Genomic DNA, 25,809 nt, shown 5'->3' with positions numbered 1-25,809 from the left:
ATGTCCCCCTCTTGCAAGGGGGAGCCGCTTATACGCCATTCCCGGTGTTATTGCAATTACTTCGTGACCAGCTTCGACTCGACAGATACGAATTCAGGCTCCATATCGGCGCTGCCCGTCGCTTTGTCCTTCACTAGCTGTACAAGCTTGTTCAGTGAGGAAATGCCCACCTGTGCCGGATCTTGGGCAACCGTTGCATACAGCTCGCCTGCATTGATCGAATCCAGCGCTTCCGGCGCCCCGTCTGTACCTACGACGATAACCTGCCCTTGTTTGCCGGCATTGCTAACCGCTTGAAGTGCACCAAGTGCCATTGTGTCATTCGCTGCATAAAAAGCTTTCAAATCGGGGTTTTTCTGCAAAATGTTTGCCGCTACGTCCAGTGCCTTCGTGCGATCCCAATCCGCTGGCTGGCTATCTACGATTTCAATATTTGCAGACGCTTTAAATGCGTTGGTAGCGCCTTGTTTTCTATTTTCACCCGATGCATTGCCTGCTTTGCCTTCAATAATCGCAACTTTTCCGCCTTCTGCGCCGAGCTTGTCGATAATCGCTTGGCCGCCTTTTTCCCCAACTTTCACATTGTCAGTCGTAACAAAGGAGAACACATAGCCGCCTGCACTTTTCAGCTCCGTCATGTCGACTTGCTCGTCAATGTTGACGACATAGATGCCCTTCTCATTAGCTTTCACAATGCTAGGAATCATAGCGACTGGGGACAACGGTGCGAATGCGATACCTGCATAGCCTTTATCCAGCGCGTCCTCGAAAATTTTCGCCTGGCCTTGAAGATCAGCCTCGTCATTTGCTGCAAAAATATCGACATCGTAGCCTTGCGCCTTCGCTTCCGCCTCAATGCCCTCTTTCATGGAAACCCAGAACGGGTTGGATAAGGTTTTAAGAATAATTGCGAATTTCGGCTTTGCAGCATCTGTAGTGCCGCCCGCAGCGGTGTCTGTGGAAGCTGCTGGCGAGGCGCCAGAGGCTCCGTTTGCTGTGCCTGCTTGATTACCGCAGCCCGCCACAATAATCGCAAGCGTCAGCATCACCATAAGCAGCATCATGTTTGTCTTTTTCATTGAAAAAACCTCCCTTGTTTAATCAAGCCGATGATTGTTTCCTGTATATTGCCTCACTCATACCGCTTCGCTTCTGGACTTTCGCGCACCCCGCCCTTTTTGATCCGCCTCCCCTGGTTCTTCTGGTTGAGATATTTGGCGTTGCAGCGTACTTATTAAGCGCTTTCATTTCGCGAAAAGCAATTAACGTTCAAAGCTGGCTTAGCCTCATTCGTTTCATTCGCGTTATTATGCCCCTAGCCTTGCAAAAGATTATCCACAGGAGCCCGTTTCTTCCAGCCTGCTCATCATGTCGACTCGCTTTCCGTGCCTGCCGCCCTCAAATGGCGTTGCCAGCCAAATTTCAACAATCATTTTCGCCAGCTCGATCCCTACAACACGCGAGCCCAGCGCCAGCACATTCGTATCATTATGAAGCCGCGACAGCTGCGCCGAATAAGGTTCGCTGCATACGACAGCGCGAATGCCCTTTACTTTGTTCGCTGTAATGGAAATGCCGACGCCCGAGCCGCAGAACAGCAGCCCTTTTTCACATTCGCCGCTCGCTACCGCCTTCGCCACCTTCTCGCCATAGATCGGATAATCCGTACGCTCCGTCCCTAAGGCGCCAAACTCCTTATAAGCAATACCTTTCTCATCGAGCCATACTTTAATTTCCTGCTTGTATTCAAATGCTGCGTGATCGCTTCCTATAGCCAACATATGATTATGCCTCCATTCAATTTTTTCCAGGTGAAACGTTTTTCTTTAACTTTAAAAAAAAGTTTTATTATTTGGTGAAACGTTTTTCCAATTATCAAAAAAAATTATGTCGATTCTCGGATGACAAGCTCTGGTTTCAATACAATATGCTCAACCAGATGGGATTCGGCATTTATTTTTTTCAGCAGCAGCTCGCCGGCCTTTTTTCCCATTTGGTATTTTGGCTGATTAATCGTAGTCAGTGCCGGGACGACCAAATAAGAGGTTGGGATGTTATCATAACCAACAATCGCTATATCCTCAGGTATGCGGTAGCCCTTCTGGAACAGTGCCTTCATAATGCCAAGTGCAAGCAAATCATTCGCTGCAAAAATCGAACGATACGCAAACGGCTTCTCCAGCAGCTTATCCATAAAAACATAACCCGCTTCATGGCTGACCTTGCATTCATAAACAAGCGACTCATCGTAGGCCACGCCATGCAGCGCAAGCGCCTTCTTGTAGCCCTCCAGCCGATCACGGCTGTTCTGGATGCTTAGATCGCCAATGACCAGCATCACTTCTGAGCGATTTTGGCTGAGCAAAAAGTTCGTTGCCTCAAAGCCTCCATGAACGTTATCGATCATCACCGAGCTGAAGCTTTCCCCTGCCTTCTTGTCGACAACTTTACGATCCACGACAACGACGGGGAAGTCTTTGCGATTGTTGAACACATCCCTATTTTTGCCCGTTCCGAGAAAAATCAGACCGTCTATATCCTTCTCAAACAACGTGTTCAGGTAACGCAGCTCTTTCGCCTGATCCTCATCCGTATTGCACAAAATCACACTGTAAGCATGTTCATTGAATAAATCTTCAATGCCGCGAATAATTTCTGTAAAGAACGCATTGGAGATGTCCGGCACTACGATGCCAATGGTCAGCGTCTTGCGTGACTTCAAGCTTCTAGCCGCCATACTCGGATGGTAATTGAGCTCTTTGATCGCATTCATGATGCGTTCTTTCGTCTCCGGCTTCACATTTTTTGTCCCGTTCAACACGTAGGAGACGGTGCTGATCGCTACATTCGCTTTCTTCGCAATATCTTTTATCGTGACCATTTGCGTTTCCTTCCTTGCCTCACCTGCCAAAGCGAAAAATTAGTGAAACGTTTTTCTATAACGCTATATTATTTCATCGTGAATCCGTTGTCAATAGTCCGCAGCCCGGATTTCAAAACAAAATATATTTTTGATGAATGGCGTTTCTTGAGCTTGAATGTCTGCTTGCCCGCGGTATAATAAAATCAATCCCATCTTGGTGAAACGTTTTTCCTTAAGGAGGTTTATGATGCAAAAAATAAAGCTTTTTTCCGGTACATCCAATCGCAAGCTCGCTGAGCAGGTCTGTTCTTTGCTCGGGCAGCCGCTTGGCGATGTGGCCATTACCCGCCAGCAAAGCGGTGAAATCCACGTTTCCTATCAAGAGCCAATTCGCACCTGTGACGTCTTCATCATTCAAGCGATGTCCCATCCGGTTAATGAGCATTTGGTGGAGCTGCTGGTGCTCATTGATGCTGCCAAACGTGCTTCCGCAAATAAAATCAATTTGATTTTGCCTTATTACGGCTATGCCCGCCAAGAGCGAAAAACCGCTCCCCGCGAGCCTATTTCGGCGAAGCTTGTCGCCGAGGTGCTGACGACTGTGGGCGCTAATCGCATTGTAACGATTGATTTGCATGCCGATCCGATTCAAGGCTTTTTCGAAATTCCGGTGGACCATTTAACTGCCCTCGACCTTATTATTCACCTTTTGAAGAGCAAAAATATTAAAAATCCGGTCGTCGTTTCTCCCGATGCAGGGCGCGCTTCAACGGCGGAAAAGCTTGCTGACGAGCTGAATTGCCCGTTTGCAATTATGATCAAAAACCGCCCCGCTCACAACCAGACGGAAATAACGCATATTATTGGGGATGTAGCGGGCAAAACGCCCATCATCATTGAGGATTTGATTGATACCGGTAATACAATCGTCAATGTCGTTAATGCCCTTAAGCAAAATGGCGCCGAGAACGCTTATGTTTGCGCTACGCATGGGCTGTTTTCGGGAGGGGCGCGCAATTTGCTGGCCTCGCCAAATATCAGCGAAATCGTCGTCACTGACACGATTGCGATGCAGGAGGAGCATGAGGCTTTTGGTGAAAAGCTTATCATCCTGCCAATAGCTCCTATTATCGCTGCTGCCGTTCAAATTATTATTCAGGGCGGCTCAATCGATACACAGGTGAACTCGGGCAAGGTTTAACATCCAGCTCCATTTTTTTTGGAAAACATATCCCAGGAAGATCCACTGCGACTATCGTTAAAAATGGAAGAGCGGAAAGCAACGGTATGCCTTCCGCCCCTCCATTTTCCTAATCCATAGTACTAAATCTCTGCATTTCTTTCTTGCCGTCCATTCCTCGATTAGCCAGGCTCCGTACCCCACACTAAATTTCCGTTTTGATACAATGTAACCTTCGTATAATCTGCATAAGTCGTCCGTGCCGAGTTAAAAGAATAATCATCCGTCTCGCTGAAATTTGTCCAATCGTTTTTATGAATGCGCGTATGAATTTCACCAGATGTCCCGCCTGCCGGGATACTGCCCGCGCCAGAGCTAAAGGACAGCTCTACATAATAATCGGCGCCTGTCCGCGGCGTACTCAGCTTGACGAAGCTGCCCGCCACATTGCCATTGCCTACTTGGGCATAGTCGCTGAAGAAGTTTTGCTGTTTTTCCCCGTCAATCGTATACCAGTAACGAATCGTTAGTCCGCTCATTGCGACGGGAGTCGTCCCGTTATTTTTTATGATGAACTGCGGCTTAAGCTGGTTATCCCCTGCATTGTTATCCCCTACCCGATAAGCTACTGCCAAGGCGCCAGAAGGCTGCTCCGGTCCAGTCGTACCGCTTGGTATGGCGACGGCTTCAGCCGAGGCTGCTCCCGTCCCAGCGCTGTTGGCCGCCTGAATAATATAATAATAGGTCGTTCCGTTCGTAACGGCTGTGTCATTATAGACGATGCCAGATACAGCAGCAGAAAGCGTCGTATATGGCCCGCCGCTCGTCGTTGCCCGTTTTACCGTATACGAGGTCGCGCCTGCTACCGCATTCCAAGCAAGCTGAACCTGCATGCTGCCAGCTGTCGCTGTTAGACCAGTCGGTGCAGCAGGAACGAGCGGCCCCTCAGGCGTCTGGACCGTTTCCAGCACCGACCAATAGGCAGGCTTGGACTGCAGACGCTCGTCGAACAGCAGCGGCCAATTGTTGCGGGTTACCGGGAAGGTGCGAAGCCACGTATGCGCATCATCCTTGCCCCATAAGGTTACATTCGTAACGGTGTCCGTATGCCGCAAAAATACCTGAAATAGCGCTTTATACAAATTGGCTTGGCGCTGCTTCAGCTCCGCGGAGAATGTATCATAGGCTTGCGAATTATCCGAATAGACGCTAATGTCCAGCTCGGTAATATGCGACTCCAGTCCAAGCGCTTTGAACTTAATGATGGAGCTTTCAATTTCCGCAAGTGTTGGATAATAAAGACTAATATGCGTCTGGTGGCCGACGCCGTCAACCGGAACGCCTTTGGCCTGCAAACGGGTAATTAAGTTATACAGTGCCTGGCTTTTTGCCGGTTCATGCGTATTGTAATCGTTAATGAACAGCTTCACGGTCGGGTCCACTGCATGGGCGAACTCGAACGCTTTTTCAATATATTCTTCCCCTGCAATTTGATACCACAGGCTGCGGCGCAAGCCATCTGGCTGCGATGCATCGATCACCTCATTAACTACATCCCAAGCATAAATTTTGCCCTCATATCGTTCCATTACAGTCTGAATATGATTTTGCATGCGTGCATACAGCACCGCTTTGCTGACCAAATTTCCGTTCGCATCACGAAACACCCAGTCAGGCGTTTGTGAATGCCAGACTAGTGTATGTCCACGCACCTGCTGGCCATTTTGCACACCGAAAGCTACCGCAGCATCCGCCTCTGTAAAATTAAACACATTCTCCTGCGGCTCCGTGCTGTCCCACTTCAGTACATTGCCAGGCGTGACGCTGTTAAAATGCTTGGAAAGCAGCTGTTTATCCGGAACGGTCAGCAGCTCATCATTGGTAAAAGCTGAGCCAATTAAAAATTTTCCGGCAAAGGCATCTTTAAGCGAGGGTATAGTGTCCTCAATTATAATTGGGCCAAGATCCGGATGGCGCTCGAACCGAAAATCATCAAGGTAAAAGGAAGCGGTTGCACTTCCTGGCACCTCAAAATAAACCGCTACCTGTGTGGCCGGCTCTAGCATTTTGAATGTAGCCTGCAGCTTCGTCCAGCCATTTGCTGTGACCGCTCCAGATGCGATATTTTCATAGCGGGTACCAGCAGGCAATGTGCGCTGAAGAGACATTGAAATATTGGTGTTTGCTGCTCCAGCAGGCAGCTTGACCCAACCAATAAACTCATACGTTTGCCCAATCTCAAGCTGGCTTGTCACATCAAGGGAAGGCCCATGCCAAGTACTTGTGCGTCCACTAACCGCCAAGCCGTATGCTCCGCTGCGTGCTGCTGCGGCATTTGCAGCCAGAGCCTCCACACCGCCGCGGCCAACCCATTGCTGCACCGTACCATCCTCGAAATCGCTTTGCTGGAGCAAGGTATTCCCTATTTCCTCCGCATGTACAGGCTTTGCCCAGTAGAGGGGAAGCAATAAACTTGCGATAATTAGAAATTTAAGCGCTTTCATAAATGGGTAAAGCTGACGATTGCTCATTCTTCAATTCACTCCTATTCGGGTATAGTAGCCACTCACAAATCCGAAGTACTGTCATACAACCTACTTAAACGAAGATAACGACATATACTTGTCTATTTTTTAGACAGACGCGCCTCCTCCCTATTTTGGTTGAAAGAGCCGACCCTTTTGCAAGCAAGATACCCGATAGTTAGAACTGGGAACGACCCCTATGAAAAATTATACATCTTCCTAGCTGAGCCTACAATATCAATTAATAGAAAAATTTGTAATAAAAGCTTGATCTGTTGCCCTAATGCCGGCAAGCTTCTCTTAGGCATTACTGGTAATAAGGGAAATAGACTTTTACGGTTAGGGCCGATGAAGACACATTTTTCGAACGTGATAGCGCTGAAGGATAACTATCCTCAGCCTTTACCAGATCCATCCCCTCATAAGGGATGAGCAAAGTCTCTGCAAAGCCGAGTAGAAATTCGCTTCGTTTCTCTTGCAGTAACACTTGCTTACAATATTTTGTAAATCACAAGCAAAAATCAACTATTACGTTTCATGTGTTCAATTCTCGTCTATAAGTGGACATACACTCTTTACCTGTAACTTACGTGACATTTAAGAAAATATTGATTATCCTCCCTACATCAAAATAGCGTATTGTTCTTAAAGTTAGGAATATAGGACTATTCATTTTCTAGTTAAAAAGATCGAAATAGTACTAGGATATGGATTTTTATATTTTTATAAACAGAAGGAGAATTATCTATGAAATTCCAAACTATTTTGGCCGAAAACACCGAATTAAAAATTACTACTGGTTTTGCAGGACGCTTTTCTGTATTTATTAATGGCAATAAAATCGAAAAAACAAATGATGGCTACCTCTTCCCGCTCAATGGAGAGACGCAGCAAATTACGGTTAGACGGGCGATGCTCGATAACGTACCGAAGGTGACATGGAATGGCCGGGAAGTGCTGCTCGCCAAAAAACTAAAGGGCTATGAATGGGTTTTGAGCGCATTGCCTCTGCTGCTGCTCTTTCTGGGCGGTGCTGTAGGCGGCGCGATTGGTGCCATTGCCATGCTTGGAAACGTTAATCTATTCCGCAGCCAGCTTCCTGCTGCCGCGAAAGTCCTCCTCTCCCTGCTTATCTCGGGCTCCGCTTTTATCGTCAATATTCTTGTCGCTATGTTCATTTATTCGATGGTCAACGGCTAGAGAAATGATGAAATGCCCGTACCTGCGAAGTTCAGTCATGAACTACCCTTGTTGTTATCGTCTACTTTTTATAGTATAAATAGGCATAACAAGGGAGCTGATACGGGTATGTACAAGCATATTATTTTTGATTTTGACGGTACGATTGCCGACTCTGCTGCCGCTGTATTTACCATCTATAATGAAATGGCGGCACAATATCGTTTTAAGCCTGTGACCGAAGAAGAATATAAGAAGCTGAGCCAGCTATCTTTGCAGGAGCGATTTAAAGCGCTTGACGTTCCCTTTTATCGGTTTATGCTGTTTCGCAAAATCAGCAAGGAATTCAAACGGAAATACAATGAGCATGTTGCTTCGATTCCATTTTGTGACGGAATGCAAGATGTATTAAGCCATTTGCTGCAAAGCGGTATCAAGCTATCCGTTATTACATCCAACGCTGCAAACAACGTCACAGATTTTCTGCAGCCCCACGGCATTCACACCCTGCATGACATACGCAGCTCCAGCGGTCTGTTCGGCAAGCATAAAACCATTCAAAGCTATTTGAAAGAAAACCAGCTCCGTCCGGAGGACGTGATCTACGTCGGCGATGAGCTGCGGGATATTGTAGCTTCCCATAAATGCGGCATTAAGGTAATCGGAGTCACTTGGGGACTCGACCCTAAAGAACTGCTGGAATCCGGCAAACCTAGTTTTTTAATTGACCAGCCCAATGAGCTTTTACAGCTTGTTCAATAGCCCCTACAAAGGTTTTCATTAACATGAGCAGTCCCACGAATTTATAAGAAATGCGGGACTGCTCATGCTTAATGCAGTTAACCATTCATCATATTAAACATCCATCGGTTCAAAAAAACAGCCCTTGGCGTGCTGCCTCTATCTCAGACGGTGAACACCTAAAATATCATTTACCGAACCGTCTATCGACACCTGGACAACATCCTGCTTCACTGTTCCATTATTATAATACGCTGTAAATGTGAAGCTTAATGTTCCTTTGTTAAGCTTTTCAAAGGAGGCATCCCATAGCGCGCCAGCCCATAATGTGCCCGCCGTATTTTTCACCTCCAGCTTCGTTTTATAGCTGTTCATGGCAACTTCAACGCGCTCCGGCTTCGTATCCGTTCCTGTTTCTGTCGCATTCGCTACCAAAATGAATTTTTCCCCTGCCCAAAATACGCTGTAAACACGCGGAGCTTCTTCATCCCCGCTCTGCTTTTTATTATAGGATTTACGAATGCTGTTCCAATCGTCCGTATGATTGACCATTCCCGCCACTTTCAGCGGCTGTACTTGTACGGTTTGGGAAATCATTACTGGTTCGGCTAAACCGTCATCTACAGTGACGCTCAGCTGCCATGCGCCTGTCTGCTCCATTTTGAGCTTCGGCCCCATCTTGGCATAGGGATAGGAGACGGTATACTCATAAGCATATTTTTTCCCGGAAGGCGACTTAAGCTCCACCTTTAGAATTAACGTATCTTTGTCGGGATCAGCTGCATTCGCCTCGAACGTGACGATATCTCCTTCAAAAATCGGTTTCGGAGACCAGTCTGCATCAACCGTTGGCGGGCGATTGGTCACAAAATAAATATATGCGTATTTCCCCGGATTGCCCGCTACATCCGTATCTATGACCGTCAATCGATACGTTTGTCCGGGAATTAATCCTGTTACTTGATGAGATCGTGCCTCCTGCTGAAGGGCTATACTGTATTCGGCCGAACCATCGCCATTCAAATCAATCGTCGCCACACTGCCATCTGTATGAACCTTTTGCATATAAAAGACTCGGGCGGCATGGCCAGAGGATGGAGCAGCATCGCTAAAAGCATTGAAATTAACCGTTACCGAGGTCGGTTTAATTTCAAGCTGCTCCTCCACATCATCCGGCTGTACGGTATCCACAAAGAAATAACCATTGCTGCTGTAAGGCCCCCATACATAACTGTCATAGGCTCTCGCTTTCCAATAATGCAGGCCTTCCTGCAAATTGAATGCTGGTATATGACTGGCTGCAGCACTCGCCATATTAGTGTCCAGCACCCTGCGATCCACAGCATGAAAAAATACCTCATAATCGATTGCTGTGATAGGGTCATTTTCAGGATCAATGGTAAATACACGCAAATTCGGACGATTGTTATTCGTATAGATCGGCTCCGAGGCTGTTGCCCCGTTGTAGCTTAGCAGGTAAGTTGTGGGCGGCGAATCAATGATAAAATAAACGACGTTGCTGTCATCCGACCATGCTCCACGACTGAATACACGCCCCTGTACCTTCACCTTGCGTCCAATATCTATCGTGCCTGCTTCAAGCTGGAAGCTGACATCACTGCCCGGGTATTCTACCTCCAGCGCCGTTTGGCCATTATCCACATACGTTAGTTTCAAATAAAATTGTTCCTGCGGATCATTTTCTTTATCCCGGTATATCCACTTCAGATTAGGATCGTTAAGAACAACTGTAGGCGCGGAAGAAGAACCAGCAGGATAGGTAATGGCCATTTCTGGCTTGGACTGATTAACTGCAGGCAGCGCCTCCTTATAAACTCTCGTCTCCGCCCAGAAGCTCCATGCCCCATGCATGTCTTTCACTTGCTCCTGAACGATCAGCTCGATGCCGGGGCGGCTATAAAGCAATCTTTTCCCTGTTGTCCAAACGCTTTCATCTGCCCAGCGCGTTCGAAACAAGCGATCCGCCAAATAATCGGGAACATCCGGGTCGTATGACGTATCGTGCGTCAAATAATCCAGCGCTTCCCCTCCAGCGTAAACGGTGCCCGTAAACCAAATATCCGGCTGCGCAATCGGTCTGCGGTGCACATAAAGTGATTTTGTAACCGGCTCCGAGAACAAACGGTAATCAGCTAGACCGGGATTATCCTGTGCCATATATGTAATGGCATACAATCCGGGCTTTTCAAGCGAATTTAGCGCAGTTCCGAAAGCTCTCCCATCATACTGGCTAAGGCCAAGCGTATTGGCAAAATAATTTGGGTTATGCGCGTAGCTCCATTTTTCCGCTAATTTCGCATCCGTCTCAGGATCATTAAACAGCTTATTGTATAAAATCTGTTCCCCTATAAGCACGGCTTCATAGGTTTCCTCTGGAATAGAATCACCATAATTGGTGCGTTTCACATGGCTAAACGAGGTCTGCTGCTGTCCAAGCGACATTAAGCCTGCTGAGCCTTTTTTGTAGGTGGCGTCCGTCGCTTCCAGCTTGTTAACCCCATTAATAGAAACTCGGTGTACACCTGCAAGCGATTCTAGCCTGAAAGCATAAGGGATACCCGCACTCCGAGGCATGGCTGCCTGAGTCAGAACAGTCTTGTTCCCGCTCGTCACTTTGTAAAGCGTAAGGGAGCTGCTCGTCCACTCCACTGCATACATATTTTTTTCATCTTGAATTTGAATGGCTGCCCCTACTGGTTTATCATTCGATAAATGATTGATGGATAGCTCAAATTCAAGCACCTGATTTCGCATTAGACTATTCGGATCGTAAAGCAGTCCGCCCCATGCCTCACTATCAATCTCAACCGTTGCATCGTTTAGCAGACGCGGCAAATCTCCCGTTGATTCACCTGTGAAAGGAATCACTACTTTTTTGCTCATGAGTGAGCCAGAGTATGGTCCCGTATAGGTAACATCTGTTCCGATGCCTAAAACCGAACCATTCGGAAGGACATTGGATGAAGCGTTAAAAGCAACTCCATCATAGCCATTTCCATCTGAATATTTCATCGTATCCGTCACAAAATAGGCTTTGTTCTCATAAGTTTCCGCACCTAAAGACGGCGTTTGATTAATGCCCAATACACCTGCCCAATGCTGTAATTTTTGAAATGCGGAGCTTGCCCAAACTTGCTGGCCACCCGATGTCTGATAAGTAATTTTATTAAATAGCTTCACACCAGATGCCATTGCCCAAAATTCATCCGAAGGCTGTGAAAAAGGACCGATTAAGCCTGTTTTAGGCCATAAAATTTGCGTCATAATCGGATCGCTTGGCGACGGTCCTTTATCATTCGCAACTATAAAATGGTCCAGCATTCGATATGGATTTCTATCATCGTTTCTCGTTATGGAACCGTCCGGCATTATCAAAAAACCATATGGCGTCGCCATAACTCCGGACTTATTAACCGCTGTTTTTGCGAGCTCGTAAGGGAATTTCAAAACATCAATCGTACCGCTGTTTTTCTCCGGCCTCGTAAAACTATTAGTTGCTGTACCGTAAGACAGAACGCCACTCACCTGGGAGTATCCGTAATTTCCAAACTCAAAACGCATGGAGGTGACATAGCTTTTCAATCGATCAGCCGACATCGTAATGCCCGAAAGCATGCCATTGCCGGTAACATGATTGGCTATTAACTGACCATTAGAGTTTACGACATAAAATAATGCAGTCCAATTATCTTCCGTACCTCTGCGCATGTTCGCAGCCACTAACAAACTGCCATTTGCATCGACATCTACACTGCCGATCTGGTAAACATTCCATGCATCTATTCCCGCATGCACAAGCTTTGTCCAATACAGCGTTTTTTGTGCAACCGAATATTTAGCTACATAAAGCTTTTGCCGAATATCGAACGTCCGTCCTCCGTTGCTTTCCCGATACGCGACATATAGAAACTGCCGATCTGGCGAAAAAGCTGTACCGATGACCTTATTGCTCGGATCGTCCCAATAGCTGCTACCCGTTGCGGCTCCAGTCGCTGGGGGTGCAATGTTAGGATATTCCTCCAATAGCTGCCCGGTCTCGATGTCATATAAGCGCAGCGCATCCCCAGAAACATTCACTGTCCCTTCTTCTAGAAAATAAGCCTGCTTCATTTGGGTTGGATGATACTGATAAAATGCCCCTTTGAATGTGATTCCGGGATGCACATAAGTCTGTTCAATCAGGCCTGTCCATACATCACGGATTGCAAACGTCCAGTTTTTAGACTCCGGCGGTTTGTAGCTGTAAACCCAATAATAGCCCGCTTCGGTCATCACTGTCGTTTTGTAGCCAGCATAAATTTGGCCGATACTGCCTTCCCATGCCGGCAGCGGCTTCACATTTTTTGCTAAATTATAGCTTCCATTAAAATCCGCCCATAGCGCATTGCGGGTCGTTAGATTAGCGCCACTTGATTTCCAGCTTGCCTTATTGGTCGATCCGCCTTCATATGGCGTCTTATTAACCCATGATCGCAAAATCGATTCCGGAGAATAGGAGGTAATTGGCGGACCGCTGCTCTCTCCCTGATCCGGCTGCTGCGTCAGACCGATAGCTGTAAAATCTACACTTGGCGCGCGATTAATAATGTCCGTTGCTACAATAGCAGACTGTGCTGACAAGCCATAATCCTCCGTAACCGTTGCCCTGTACTGCCGCTTTCCAACTGTCGTATATTTTACGCTATGCGCCTCCTTGTAGGTCCCGCTATACAACGTACGCCATGGTTCCTCATTAAAATCGCCATCATTATCAGCATCGTAACGCTCTTCAAGCAAAAGTCGCTCCAGTTTGTCGCCATCCGGGCTGCTTGCATCCACATAAATCGTGTTTTCGTTATGGCGCACGCCCTGCTCGGCAGCTAAAAGCGCCACCACAGGCGGCTGATCAGGGACAACCTCCAATGGATAAGCCGTCCATTCGCTTTCTCTCCCTTGAGAATCATGGACCTTTCCCTGAAGAGTATAGGCTCCAAGTTGATCCGGTGCTTTAGCAGGCCATATACCAACCGTGTAAGTGCTACTATCATTTTTCTTATAGCGAATTTCCGACTTGCTGAAATCAATGGTCACTCCCCGCTCCGACAGTGGTGAAAACGAGTTATTCAGATGATGAGGCTGCGGGAATGGTCTCCCCTGAATCCAGCGCGTTACCCCAGAAATGATGGCTACTGGTTTTGGATCATTGACATAGAGCAGCGCCGTATCTGACTGGCTTTCATAATCGTTAGATACATTCAACGTAGCTTTATAAACGCCCGGTTCATTAAAGGTCACCGCGGGATGAGAGAAAGCTTTTTGATCAAAATTAAATTTGTCTAAATTTTCAGTTAATTCCCACGAATAATCGGTATATCCTCGGGCTGTCGCCGATAAAGTCGCCTGATCGCCTGTGAAAATAGAGGCTGGACTCCAGTTGGCATTTACTTCGAGTATCGGTCTTGGTGTAGGCGTTGGCTCGGATCCTCCATTGGAAGCTGTAGCGATTGGCGTAGCCGCTCCCGGCTTCGTAACGGTGGTCGTACATTCAATGGCCTGCTCCGCTGTCGTTCCGTCCGTGAACGTGACTATAGCACGCATGATGTATGTCTCGGTGAAGCTGTCTCGGCCACTCAACTGGGCCTTCGGTATTGTGAATGCAAATTTATAGCTGATCGTGTCCAAAACCTGAGCTATGGTCTGCGTCTGATATTGGGTCCCGTCTTCAAGGCGGCCAAATACTTTCCAGTTTTTTATTTTAAGCGAGCCTCGCTGTTTTATCGTTGCAGTAATTGTTGAGTTTACAGCAACGTCTTTGTCTGCAAAGGTCACGGTTGACGGATCAGCTTTGCAGGAGCAGTCGAGGTAGGGCTGGTCTACTGGCGGTAGTTTTTCGTATGTGACTCGGACTTCACCTTCGTAATAGTAGGTTTGTCCTGCCCAGTCAGTGATTGCAGAGATTGGGTATTTCATACCAATGGCATTTTCAGTACACCCGTTACATTCATTGTAGTCCCAGGTTGTATTATTTTTATCCATTGGTACTACTATTGATATATAGCCAAATCCATCTACTCCTTTTTTGGCCTCTACAACTTTATGGTATATAGCCCTACTGTTCTTGGATGTGGCAACTGCATTTGTAATTTTAATACTTGATGAAATTAATTTACTTATATTAACTGGCTTATCATCAAAAGCATACCAAGATGGCCCGTTAAATTGTGGATTTGTAACGACGGCCCATCCTTGCGAATCTTTCATTTGATTTGATATAGTTTTGCCAGTAGTATCTTTTGATGGCAATATGCCTGGGCAAATTGATAGGATTCCCTGCCAACAAGAATTTCCAACAGGTGGAGTTACGTTATATGTGACCCCATCAACACCTTTGAATACCCATTCTTTTCCGTTGGAGCGGCGATTTACGGCAAAGTACATATCTGGATTGTAACCTTCAACTATAGCTGTAACTTTTGTTCCCGGAAATTTTTTCACTGTAATCTTATCATTCGCGAAATTAAAGTTACTTTGTATGCTTCCTAAATTAACTAGTTTTAATTCGCCCTTACTATTAGCAATCATTGTCCATAGTTCATAGGATTTTATCTTGTAACCTTCTGGAACAGGTGCATTTACAGTAGTAGCATTAATTCTGCTTGAAGAAAGATCGAAATACCCATCTGTTCCCAGCATTACTTTATAACTTTTTGTCATCGTTTCTGAACTAGCTACAGCTGCCGAAACAAGTAATGGTTGAGATGTAAAAATACCTATTGCTATTGAGAATATCAGTAGTAGAGAGATTATTTGTTTTATTTTGCCCATATGTCTTTAACTCCAGTCAAATAGTAGTCTTTTTGACCACTATACGTTCTTAGATGAATAGGAAAACCACCATATTTTTTTACCTGTTTCTCAATATCAGATTTCGGGATAAATGGCAAAGACCAGTTGTGCTCAATATTACCTTTTTTGCCGAAGTATAGTGCCATTTTATTTCTGAAAATCCCTTCACGTTCGATGGTCTTCATGTCATAGTAATAATATTTATCTTGAATCTCAGTTGCTCCAACATCGCCTTCAGTGTACATATAGTAGCTACTATCTGCGCTTTCACTACGATTAGCGTCAACGACAAGATTCTTTCCTACGAGTTTGTATCCAAATACTAATCCTGGCGTTTTTTTAGGATCAATAAACTTACCATATATTTGAAATCTAGCCCCATCTAAATATTCAGCATAATACCCGTCTTTATCAAGCGGGTCCATAATAACTAATTGCTGAATCGAAACTTCATATCCCGGACGCATTTCTTTTGTAAAAGGAAGTTTAACAAGATCATCTTGCTCTAGCATTGTGATCACATTATGATCATGCCACTTAATCTCAGCGGCACTAGAAGCCCCCTGATCCACCGACAGCTTCCCGCCACCCGCAAGCTTCAACAGGCGCGTGACGATTGCCGCCGCTTGTGCCCGAGTAGTCGTCCCATCGGGATCTATCGTTTCCGCCTTGGCTCCTGTGCGCGACAGCAAGCCCGCGTTCACGGCGCGGAACATCAGCTCATCCGCCGTCAGCTTTGCGCCGCGATACTCAGCATTTGCTCCGCGTACCGCAAGCTTAGCCATTTCCATGCGTGTTACCGCCTTGCTCAGCTCGCCCGTAAAATCGCCAGCGGCATAGATTTTCGCATCAGTCAGCGCCTTCTGATAGCCTGTATACCATGGCTTGCCAGCAGGAGCTGCTGCGGCCTCCACCTTCGTCGTCAGCGCAATAACCTTGAGCAGCTCCGCACGCGTAATCGGATTTTGCGGCTTAAACGTTTGATCCGGGTACCCGTTCAAAATACCCGCCTTCACCGCAGCTTCTATCGATTCCTTCGCCCAGTGTCCTGAAATATCCTTAAACACAGGCGCGGCCGCCTCAGCAACTTTAGAATCTACCGACGTTAACGACAACGTAACCGTAACCGCTACCGCCACCAACACTAGCCATACAATAGAGCCTTTCCACCATTGAAATCCCATTTTCCCCATCTTATTTAACCTTCTTCCGATTAGATTAGATTAGTTTGCATAAATAATAATAGCCAAAGACTTGCTGGCCCAACTTTTATCCATTATAATTTTCTTCCCGTTATAGGTTTTCAGCAATCTAGCCTCTAACGCTTTTCCAGCGCCGAGCTTGACCGCATCCCGGTAAGCTGTATCCGCAGACTCTCCTACATAACGGGTCAAGAGTTCCATTAACAATTCCTTATGTAATGAGGGCTTCTCATATAGCCATATCGTCGTTGCTTTTTTCCTACTGTCATACTCTAGCACTAATTTATAATCTGCGGATTTTCCACTGCCTTCAGGATTAAGCAGCACCGTCTGCCCACTGACCATTACATCGCCCGAAAAGCTTTCGAGTGACAAAATCAACTGTTTCAGCTCCTCCGTAGATGCATAAGCGGGCTGCTCCGCCAGGCCCCCAGCAGCCCGAAGCTGCGCAGACTGCCAATTCAGCAACCGATAAATGACCACAATCGCCTCTGCCCGCGTCATATTCCGGTCCATCCCGATTCGCCCAGCAGCATCACCCTTCATCAGCCCAAGCTGCTTGGACATATAGACATAGCCTTTTACGCGTCCAGCCTTGTCTTCCCCTGCTGCCCGAACGAATAGCCTCGCCGCTTCTCCACGCGTGATCGCTTGATTCGGCTTGAACTTGCCAGAATCATATTCCGGCATCTTCAATAGGCTGATCTTCAACCCGGCAGCCAAATAGGGGCGGAACCACCCGGTGTCATCCAGAAAAGGCGTGTCCATATTGGCGACCTTAAGCTGCTGTGCTTTTACGACTGCGGCAAGCAGCTCTGCTCGAGTTACGGGCTTATTCGGTCGAAATGTACCATCCGCATAACCGCTCACATAACCGGATTGTACCGCCTGCTCCACAGGAATACGGGCCCAATGGCCGTCCATATCGTTTAGCTGCTGCTTCGCCTCTGCTGCTTGGGCATGCAAAACCGGATTAAAGGCAAGCGCTACAACAACCGTTAACATAAATTGATTTTTCTTCATGCGGGGACTCCTTCATAGGTAAAATGGCACAGCCCATCCCCCCATAAAGCGCAAAAAAGCACGCAAAAAACCCAGGAGGATTTAAGCGTGCTTCGCTTCATAATTATTTTATACTTTACCCTATTTTATAAAATATTGTCAATCCTTTTTCCGGGTCTTTTCGTCACAAATACTCATCACACTCCTCATCATGCTCCTAAATTCGCTGATTTTCTGCATAAATAACCAATTTTCTACTTTCAGCAGCCGTTATGCAAGCTATCCTATCCTAGTCCCCCTCTTCTTTCATTTGTGATTTTTTCCATATTGTCGCACTGCCAAAACCCTTATTTCAATCGCTAGCAGCAGCTTCACTGTTCTCAAAAGCGTCTTTCACCGCCTAACCCTTACCTCCATCTAAAGTCCTACAAATTAAAATACAAGCGCTTCCTTGCCACCCGAAACATTAAACAGTAAGATAGGTTTTAACTTTCTCGCTCAGATTTTCACTTTAACCTAGATGGAGGTCAACAAGATGAAGTGGTTCAAGCGCTATAAGCTGCAGCCAACGCTCGTTATCGTAAGCAGCTTGGTTATTTTGCTGCTGCTTGCGGTGCAGGCGGTCATCGTTTACTACTCTACTTCGCAGCTAATGTCCGCTAAAATTAGCGACGCTTCACTGTCACAGCTGGAGCAGACTAATGAGAGCCTGACGCAGCAGATGCAGTCGATTCGCTCGCTAGCACTGTCTATTGTCATTAATCAAAATGTGATTCGCATTTTGGAGGACGGGCGCTGGGGCGCCGATATTTACCAGCAAATCCGCAGCAATGAGTCAATTACTGACCTGCTGTCCAACACGGCCTACTCCCGCTCTGATATTAGCGAAATTATTATCATTACCGACCGCATGAGCATCTACAACTATTCCAATCCTAACGGCATTTACGAGCAGGAACGTATGAAAGACAAGCCTTACTGGGATTATATGAGCAGCCGTACGGAAGGTTTTTTGCCGCCACGTGCCAACGACATTCGAATAGACGGGGCCGGAGCTCATATTATTACGTATTTTCATAAAATATTTTCCACTGATGGCAAGGCGCTTGGCTACGTCAACATTAATTTGCAATTCGATCATTTCAGCAGTGCACTGACGAACTTACCACAGCAAAACCAAACCTATATCGTCGATGATCAAAACGGCATTCACGGCGTTAATCTTCAAAACTCCACAGACAATATGAACGGCACAGAGGCGCAAATCGAGCAGCAAGGCGGCTTACAGGGCGCTGCCTCCGCAGCTTCCGGCCAAGGTTATACGGTCATCAACATCGGCGGACAAAAATATTTAAGCATGTTCACCCATCCCAATGAATACGGTTGGCGCATCGCCCAGCTCAAGCCTTACGATGAAGTCGTTGCAGGCATTCCGCAAATTATGAATCGGGTCATGATTGCCAGCATTTTATGCCTGTCACTGGGCATTGTTATACTCATTTTCTTCTCCCGCAGCATTACGAATCCGCTCAAAAGGCTGATCCAACAGATGAACAAAGTCGGCAAAGGCAACTTCGACATTACACTTGATACCGATTACATGAATGAAATTGGCGAGCTGAACCAGCGCTTCATGATTATGTCCTCAAAAATTAAAGACCTCATGCACAGCATCGAGGAGGAGCAGCGGCAGCTGCGAGAAACCGAATTAAAGGCGCTGCAGTCGCAAATTAATCCGCATTTTCTGTACAATACGCTGGACGCCATCAACTGGATGGCAATCAAAATAAGGGCTGACGATATTAGCCGCATGACATCCGCTCTTGGCGACTTTTTCCGGCTCAGCCTGAATAAAGGACGCAGCCAAACAACGATCAAGCTGGAGCTTGAGCATCTGCGAGCCTATATCCATCTGATGAGCTTCCGCTATAGCTACAGGTTCACCTACGACGAAGAGGTCGATGAAGAGCTGTTAAGCGCCGAGACGGTTAAAATTATTTTGCAGCCGCTCGTCGAGAACAGTCTCGTCCATGGCTTCTCCGCCACGAAGGGTGCCGGAGCGCTAAACCTTCGCGCCTGGCGGGAAGGTGAGGATATTGTATTCGTATTGACTGATGACGGCATTGGCGTAAATGTGGAGCAGATGAATGCTAATTTAAAAAATGCAGCTGTCCAAGACGCTGAACAGACAGGCGGTTATGGCGTCGTCAACGTCAATCAGCGCATCAAAATGCATGATGGCAGCGCCTACGGCCTTACCTATCTCCACACGGAGCGGGGTACCGCCGTTGAAGTCCGCATTAGAGCAGCAAGACCATCCAATCACACCGCTTCCGGGGAGGTTATTCAACATGTTGAACATGCTGATCGTTGATGATGAATCGTTTGTTATCGAGGGGCTAAAGCATGCGGTTGACTGGTCCTTATACGGCATTCGCATTGCCGGAGAAGCCAACAACGGCGCAGAGGCGCTGGAGCTGCTGGATACGCTGGACAAGCCTATCGATATTATTATGACCGATGTGCGCATGCCCATCATGGACGGCTTCGGCCTCATTGAGCGCCTGAACGAACGCGGTCATCGTTGCAAAATCATTGTGCTCACTGGACATGAGGAATTCGATTACGCGAAAAAAGCGATCCGCTACCGCATTTTTGAATATTTGCTCAAGCCCGTCACGCTGGACAAAATTGAAGAAACCGTCAGCCGTCTGTCCGCGGAATTTAGGGAGGAGAACGAGAAGCAGCGGCGGCTTCACGATATGGAGAAAAAGCTCCAGCAGAGCCTGCCTCTGCTGGAGGAGCGCTTTTATTTCAATCTGCTCAGCGGCATTTATCAGCAGGATATGCAGGCGCTGCTAGGAATTAAGCTGCATGCAGCCGCTTATCAAACGATCATTGTGCAAATCGACAACTTGAAGCCAGCCGACCCAAGTGCAGTCCATACAGCAGATATTGAGCGGCAGCGGCAGCTGCTTTCACTGACCATTCAGCATATGGTGAGCGAGTCACTGGCAGAGCATCTTCCGCTTCCCTTCTCGGTCGTGGTCTATAATTCGACCGACTTCGTGCTGCTGCTCCAGCATCAAGCAGCGCTTCCGACTGGCAGCGAAGGCGAAGGCCTGCAGCCTCCCTTTTCCGCCGTTCAGGACTTGGTGCAGCGCGAGACGGGCTTGACGGTCAGCTTCGCCATCGGCAGAGCCTATGACAGCCTGCAGCGGGTAGCAAAGTCCTTTCACGAAGCGCAGGAAGCGCTCAAGCACAAGCTGTATTACGGCAATGGCTGCATCGTATCGTACAGCGACATCGAGGTGAATCAGGGCCACTATTTGGATTCCTTCCGCCAAGCGAAGGACCAACTTGTCGATGCGATTCAAATCCGCGATGCCAAGCTGTCGACGCAAGTGCTGAGTACGATTCAGAGTACGCTGGAAAAGGAGAAGAAATACGGCATCCCCTATATTCGTACGCTGAGCATGGAGCTGGTGCTGATCGCTTCCCTTGTGCTTCATGAGAAGGGCGACCATTTAGCCGACATCTGCCCCGGACATCCCGATCTGCTGGGTGAAGTACAGCAGCTTGGCACGGTAGCCGATATTTTTGATACGCTGCGGGCGGCCTACACCGCGATCATTCAGCATTATGAGCAGAAAGGCGCCAGCCGCAACCGCGACATTATTCATTTTGTCCGCACCTACATGGCGGAGCATCTTGATCAAGAAATTAAGCTTGATGATCTCGCCCAGCTTGTCTATTTGACGCCCAACTACTTGGGCTATCTGTTTAAGGAAACAGTAGGAATGGGCTTCTCCAGCTATTTGATGCAGCTGCGGATGGAGCATGCCAAGACGCTGCTGACTAAGCCGGGCAGCCGGATTTATGAGGTAGCGGCAAGCGTTGGCTACAAAAACGCCCACTATTTCAGCAAAATATTCAAAGAGTATACGGGCGTTACTCCTTCGGAATACTAGTAGCGAGCACCCTGAGACTGGGCTGCACCATACACGAAAAACAACCGGAAACTGCAAATTTAGCAGAATAAGGTTGTTTTTTATGTGTAATGAAAACGATCTCATTGTTTTGTTGTCGTTATTGTTGAATTGTTATCTACTTTCTGAAAACGCTTCCCCGTACAATAAAGCTGTAAATAAACGTTTCTACTTGGAGGGTGTCAATCAATGAAAAGAAAAATGGTCTCATTCAGCATCGCTTTGCTCCTGTTGACAAGTGTTGTATTATCCGCCTGCTCCTCTGGCAATAACGACAATAAGCCTGCTGAAGCAGGCGGCAAGGTAGAGCTTCGCTTCGCATGGTGGGGCTCGGAGGAGCGCCATACGGCAACGCTCGAAGCGATTAAAATTTTCGAAAGCAAAAACCCGGATATTAAGATTTTGCCTGAATACTCCGGCTTTGACGGGTACCAAACGAAGCTGCAAGCCCAGCTTGCCGGCAACACTGCCCCCGATCTCATTCAAGTTACCCGCGATATTGCAACTCAATTGGGAGGCGACAATCTGCTTGATTTGCAAGGCAAGCTTGATGTATCGGGCCTCAACGAAACGATTTTGAAGGAAGAAGGCGTCGGCGGCAAAATAACAGGTGCCTACCTCGGCCTTGCTACCCAGGCATACGCCTATAACAAAACGCTGCTGGATGAGCTTGGCGTCAAGGCCCCTACTGCCCCTTACACTTGGGATGACCTAGCGACTGTGTTTAAGGAAGTTGCCGAGAAATCTGGCGGAAAAGTGTACGGCGCCGTTGACTCCTCCGTTGCTTTCGATGTGTTTATACCTTTCGGCATTGCCGCACTGAGTGCCAAAGATCCGTTCCCGAACACGGATACGGCGCTGACCTTTACGGAAGATCAAATCAAGGCGTATTACCAATACTGGGCCGATCTGCGCGATGCAAAAGCCGTAGCGCCTGCTGATTTGTCCGCAACCTCCGATGATTCGGCAAACAGCCTGATGATAACGCGCAAAGCCGCATTCGTGCCGATTGCAACGAGCAGCTTCAGCCGTTTCCAAAGCCAGACAAAGGATGTGCTGGACATGATCGTCCTGCCGCAAAATAAGGAATCCGGCGACTCTGTGAAGGTCGGAACGAGCCAGCTGCTGTCGGTTAACGCAAATTCGAAAAACCCGGATGCTGCGATCAAATTTATTAATTTCATGATCTACGATACCGATGCCGCTAAAGTGTTGAAAACGACGCGCGGCGTGCTGCCAACTGAAGTACAGCGCAAAGTGCTGCTCGAAGATCCGAGCCTGACGGAAACCGATAAACGCGGCATTACGATCATTGATGAAGCAACGAAATTGACGGGACCGCCTGCTTACGCGCTGCCTAAAGGTCCTCAGCTTTTTGGCTGGAAGGGCATGATTGAGAAGGTTGGTCAGGAAATCGCCTTTGGCCGCATCAGTGTAGAGGAAGGCGCGAAGAAGCTATATACCGACGCCTACAAAGCATACGGAACAGCTGCCAGCAACTAATAAGCTATAAATTAAATAGAGAATACAAGCGTTTGGGGAGCGGGCTGCCGCCTCCCCAGTCGTTTGCAGGATGGAAGGAGCAGATCAAGATGGAAGCCGTAACAGAAAAGCTGTCTACACCAAGAAAAAAAATGTCCCGCCAGAAAGCCACCTATCTGGTTGCTTATTTATTTTTGCTTCCGTGGCTCATCGGTTTTTTTGCTTTTACGTTTTGGCCCTTTATTAATTCCTTGTACCTTTCCTTTACGCAAGCCACCTTGACGTCTACCACCTTTATCGGTCTGCAAAATTACATCGAAATGTTTCAGGACCCGCGGTTTCTGAAATCGATTGAAGTGACGACGAAATACGTCGTCATGTCCGTGCCGCTCAAGCTCGCTATGGCGCTTGCCGTTGCGATGCTGCTGTTCAAAGGCTCGCGCAGCATGAGCATTTATCGCACGCTTTTTTACTTGCCGTCACTGATTGGTGGCAGCATTGCCGTCGCCGTCATGTGGCGCAAAATCTTCGGCCTGGATGGCCTCTGGAACAGCTTTCTCTCCTTGTTCGGCATTCCTGGCAAAGAGTGGCTCGGCCAGCCGGATTATGCCTTGTTCCTGCTTGTGCTGCTCGTCGTCTGGCAGTTTGGCTCTTCCATGGTGATCTTTCTAGCTGGACTGAAAAATGTGCCCACTGAGCTGTATGAGGCGAGCAAAATTGATGGCGCCAATGCGGTTCGCCGTTTTTTCAAAATTACGCTGCCTATCATCTCTCCCATTATGCTGTTTAATCTGGTGCTGCAAACAATCGGCTCGTTCCAAGTGTTTACCCAAGGTTATGTCATTACTAAAGGCGGCCCTATCGACGAGACGTTATTCTCCGTGTTATATATATATGAGCTTGCCTTCCAGCAGCAGCGGATGGGCTATGCCTCGGCTATTTCTTGGATGCTGCTCGTACTCATCGCCGTCGTCACGGCCATTATTTTTATGACGTCGAAAAAATGGGTGTTTTACGAATCCGAAACGAAAGGAGGCAAATAGCTATGGCAACCCGTGTTTCTCCTGCTGCCATCGGAAAGCATTTGCTGCTGATCGTTATGAGCCTGACGATGATTTATCCCGTCATCTGGCTGTTTCTAAGCAGCTTCAAAGCGAATGATGAAGTATTTGTCGTCACCAGCATTTTGCCAAGCTCGTTCCAGTTTCATAATTATGTGGATGGCTGGAAAGCCGTTCCCGGCTTTGGCTTTGAGACGTTTATTACGAACTCTCTGCTTATTTCTGCGCTGGTCGTATTGGGCAGCCTGATTTCAAGCTCATTGGTCGCTTTTCCTTTTGCCCGTATGGACTTCCCGCTCAAAAGGCTGTGGTTTTCTATTCTGATGGGCACGCTCATGCTGCCGACGCAAGTGCTCCTCATCCCACGTTATGTACTATTTTCCCAGCTCCACTGGATTAATACGATTGTGCCGCTCGTGCTGCCTGCCTTTCTCGGCAATGCCTTTTTCATCTATTTGATGATCCAGTTTTTGCGCGGCATTCCCAAGGAGCTCGATGAAGCAGCTGTCATGGACGGCTGCGGACCGTTCCGGACTTTCTTTAATATTTTGCTGCCGAACTGCAAGCCGGTGCTGTATACGATTGCGATCTTCGCCTTCCTATGGAGCTGGGATGATTATTTTGAGCAGCTGCTTTATTTGAACGAGGTGCGAAAATTCACCGTGCCGCTTGCGCTGCAAATGTTCGTCGACAACGCCGCCCAAATTAATTGGGGCTCGCTGTTCGCCATGTCGATCGTCTCCATTATTCCGCCTGTGCTGATGTTCTTCTTTGCTCAAAAGCATTTTGTCGAAGGCACAGCCACTTCAGGACTTAAATAAGCTAGCAAAGGATGAGTGCTGCCATGTATATGTTCAGTTATTTTAAAGATACGGATGAACGGCTGTTTCTAGCCGAAAGCGAGGATGGCTACAGCTGGCGCGACTTCGCGGGCGGCGAGGCAGTCTTTCAATCGGAGCTGGGCAGCGGACTAATCCGCGACCCGTTTATTTTGCCAGACCCGAAGCGCGGCCTGTACCATCTTGTTTGGACCGATGGCTGGAGCAGCCGCAGCATTGGCTATGCGCGTTCAGCCGATCTTCTCCACTGGGAAGAGGCAAAGCTGATTCCCGTTATGGATTCGGAGCCGGATACGCAAAATACGTGGGCGCCGGAAATCTTTTTTGATACCGCCGCTCAGGCTTATCGCATCATCTGGTCATCCACCGTCCAGCCGGGGCCGCGCAACCATCGGATATGGTCGGTGACGACAGCTGATTTTGAGCATTTTTCCGAGGCAAAGCTGTATTTCGATCCGGGCTACAATGTTATCGATGCGTGTGTCATCGACAGGGAAGACCATTATTTCATGCTGTTCAAGGATGAGCGCGGCGTCAATGAACCCGGCACCGATTATAAGGCGATTCGCTCATGCCGCATTGCCAAGGAAGCCGGCGACCGCCCAGCAGTCAGTTTCATTTCAGAGCTGCTGACCGAGCCGCTAACCGAAGGTCCGACACTGTATGCTGTAGAGGGTCCGAACGGACGTGAATGGATCATGCTCGTAGATGGTTTTCAAAAGCTTGATTATAGCGCTTACCGCTCAAGTGATCTTGTTCGCTGGGAATCAGCAGGAGAGCTCGTGCAGCTTCCTAGTGAAGCGCGCCACGGCGCGGTGTTCATTCGGTAGAACTGCCCCGTTCAAGCAAGCGCATGCAAAGCATCTTCGATTTTCTTACTATTGGAAATGACGCCATTGT

At 47.7% G+C, this 25,809-nt stretch carries 16 protein-coding genes; 9 read left to right on the top strand and 7 right to left on the bottom strand.

Going from position 1 to position 25,809, the window contains the following annotated elements:
• Nucleotides 1-56: 56 nt before the first annotated feature.
• From alsB to ABEW34_RS05865, 3 genes are all read right to left on the bottom strand, one after another.
• Nucleotides 57-1,079 carry a D-allose transporter substrate-binding protein gene (gene alsB, locus ABEW34_RS05875; RefSeq protein WP_430155844.1) on the bottom strand — a complete coding sequence of 341 codons (1,023 nt, stop codon included), beginning with the start codon at nucleotides 1,077-1,079 and terminating at the stop codon, nucleotides 57-59.
• A gap of 252 nt (nucleotides 1,080-1,331) precedes the next feature.
• Nucleotides 1,332-1,781, bottom strand: coding sequence for a ribose 5-phosphate isomerase B (rpiB, locus tag ABEW34_RS05870; RefSeq protein ID WP_430155841.1), 450 nt, complete (start codon nucleotides 1,779-1,781; stop codon nucleotides 1,332-1,334).
• 104 nt (nucleotides 1,782-1,885) lie between these two features.
• The gene (locus ABEW34_RS05865; protein ID WP_430155839.1) at nucleotides 1,886-2,881 is read right to left on the bottom strand and encodes a LacI family DNA-binding transcriptional regulator; all 996 of its coding nucleotides are present in this window, start codon (nucleotides 2,879-2,881) and stop codon (nucleotides 1,886-1,888) included.
• 226 nt (nucleotides 2,882-3,107) lie between these two features.
• On the opposite strand from ABEW34_RS05865, the gene ABEW34_RS05860 reads away from it, so the two are divergent.
• Nucleotides 3,108-4,064, top strand: a complete 957-nt coding sequence (locus ABEW34_RS05860; RefSeq protein ID WP_430155837.1) for a ribose-phosphate diphosphokinase — start codon at nucleotides 3,108-3,110, stop codon at nucleotides 4,062-4,064.
• Between the two features lie 161 nt (nucleotides 4,065-4,225).
• Here ABEW34_RS05860 and ABEW34_RS05855 read toward each other — a convergent pair whose 3' ends face one another.
• Nucleotides 4,226-6,574, bottom strand: coding sequence for an endo-1,4-beta-xylanase (locus tag ABEW34_RS05855; protein WP_430155834.1), 2,349 nt, complete (start codon nucleotides 6,572-6,574; stop codon nucleotides 4,226-4,228).
• A 741-nt stretch (nucleotides 6,575-7,315) separates the two neighbouring features.
• Between ABEW34_RS05855 and ABEW34_RS05850 the strand changes: the two genes are divergently transcribed.
• Both ABEW34_RS05850 and ABEW34_RS05845 read left to right on the top strand, forming a co-directional pair.
• Nucleotides 7,316-7,768 carry a hypothetical protein gene (locus ABEW34_RS05850; protein WP_430155831.1) on the top strand — a complete coding sequence of 151 codons (453 nt, stop codon included), beginning with the start codon at nucleotides 7,316-7,318 and terminating at the stop codon, nucleotides 7,766-7,768.
• Nucleotides 7,769-7,876: 108 nt separating this feature from the next.
• Nucleotides 7,877-8,509, top strand: coding sequence for an HAD hydrolase-like protein (locus ABEW34_RS05845; RefSeq protein WP_430155828.1), 633 nt, complete (start codon nucleotides 7,877-7,879; stop codon nucleotides 8,507-8,509).
• A 138-nt stretch (nucleotides 8,510-8,647) separates the two neighbouring features.
• Here the strand turns inward: ABEW34_RS05845 and ABEW34_RS05840 are convergent, their stop codons facing one another.
• The 3 genes from ABEW34_RS05840 to ABEW34_RS05830 all read right to left on the bottom strand — a co-directional run bounded on the left by ABEW34_RS05840 (nucleotide 8,648) and on the right by ABEW34_RS05830 (nucleotide 17,559).
• Nucleotides 8,648-14,458 (bottom strand): hypothetical protein, encoded by a 5,811-nt coding sequence (locus ABEW34_RS05840; RefSeq protein ID WP_430155825.1) that lies wholly within the window; start codon nucleotides 14,456-14,458, stop codon nucleotides 8,648-8,650.
• An 842-nt stretch (nucleotides 14,459-15,300) separates the two neighbouring features.
• Nucleotides 15,301-16,527, bottom strand: coding sequence for an S-layer homology domain-containing protein (locus ABEW34_RS05835; protein WP_430155822.1), 1,227 nt, complete (start codon nucleotides 16,525-16,527; stop codon nucleotides 15,301-15,303).
• Between the two features lie 30 nt (nucleotides 16,528-16,557).
• Complete coding sequence (locus ABEW34_RS05830) at nucleotides 16,558-17,559, bottom strand: S-layer homology domain-containing protein (protein ID WP_430155819.1); 1,002 nt, start codon at nucleotides 17,557-17,559, stop codon at nucleotides 16,558-16,560.
• A gap of 514 nt (nucleotides 17,560-18,073) precedes the next feature.
• Between ABEW34_RS05830 and ABEW34_RS05825 the strand changes: the two genes are divergently transcribed.
• The 6 genes from ABEW34_RS05825 to ABEW34_RS05800 all read left to right on the top strand — a co-directional run bounded on the left by ABEW34_RS05825 (nucleotide 18,074) and on the right by ABEW34_RS05800 (nucleotide 25,739).
• Complete coding sequence (locus ABEW34_RS05825; RefSeq protein ID WP_430155816.1) at nucleotides 18,074-19,912, top strand: sensor histidine kinase; 1,839 nt, start codon at nucleotides 18,074-18,076, stop codon at nucleotides 19,910-19,912.
• Complete coding sequence (locus tag ABEW34_RS05820; protein WP_430155813.1) at nucleotides 19,890-21,509, top strand: response regulator; 1,620 nt, start codon at nucleotides 19,890-19,892, stop codon at nucleotides 21,507-21,509. Before ABEW34_RS05825 ends, ABEW34_RS05820 begins: the two co-directional genes overlap by 23 nt.
• 207 nt (nucleotides 21,510-21,716) lie before the next feature.
• Nucleotides 21,717-23,030 (top strand): ABC transporter substrate-binding protein, encoded by a 1,314-nt coding sequence (locus tag ABEW34_RS05815; RefSeq protein ID WP_430155810.1) that lies wholly within the window; start codon nucleotides 21,717-21,719, stop codon nucleotides 23,028-23,030.
• A gap of 89 nt (nucleotides 23,031-23,119) precedes the next feature.
• Entirely contained in the window at nucleotides 23,120-24,052 is a 933-nt protein-coding gene (locus ABEW34_RS05810; protein ID WP_099517271.1) for a carbohydrate ABC transporter permease, read from the top strand.
• Nucleotides 24,053-24,054: 2 nt separating this feature from the next.
• A complete protein-coding gene (locus ABEW34_RS05805; protein WP_430155806.1) occupies nucleotides 24,055-24,891 on the top strand; it encodes a carbohydrate ABC transporter permease in 837 nt (278 codons plus the stop codon).
• A 23-nt stretch (nucleotides 24,892-24,914) separates the two neighbouring features.
• Nucleotides 24,915-25,739: a glycoside hydrolase family 43 protein gene (locus ABEW34_RS05800; RefSeq protein ID WP_430155803.1), complete on the top strand. Its 825-nt coding sequence runs from the start codon at nucleotides 24,915-24,917 to the stop codon at nucleotides 25,737-25,739.
• The last annotated feature ends 70 nt before the right edge of the window (nucleotides 25,740-25,809 follow it).

Origin of the sequence: Paenibacillus algorifonticola, assembly GCF_050481745.1 — a bacterium.
Lineage (GTDB): Bacteria > Bacillota > Bacilli > Paenibacillales > Paenibacillaceae > Pristimantibacillus > Pristimantibacillus algorifonticola_A.
The sequence above is the reverse complement of the archived record's forward strand: the minus strand, read 5'-3'. Positions and strand labels throughout refer to the sequence as shown.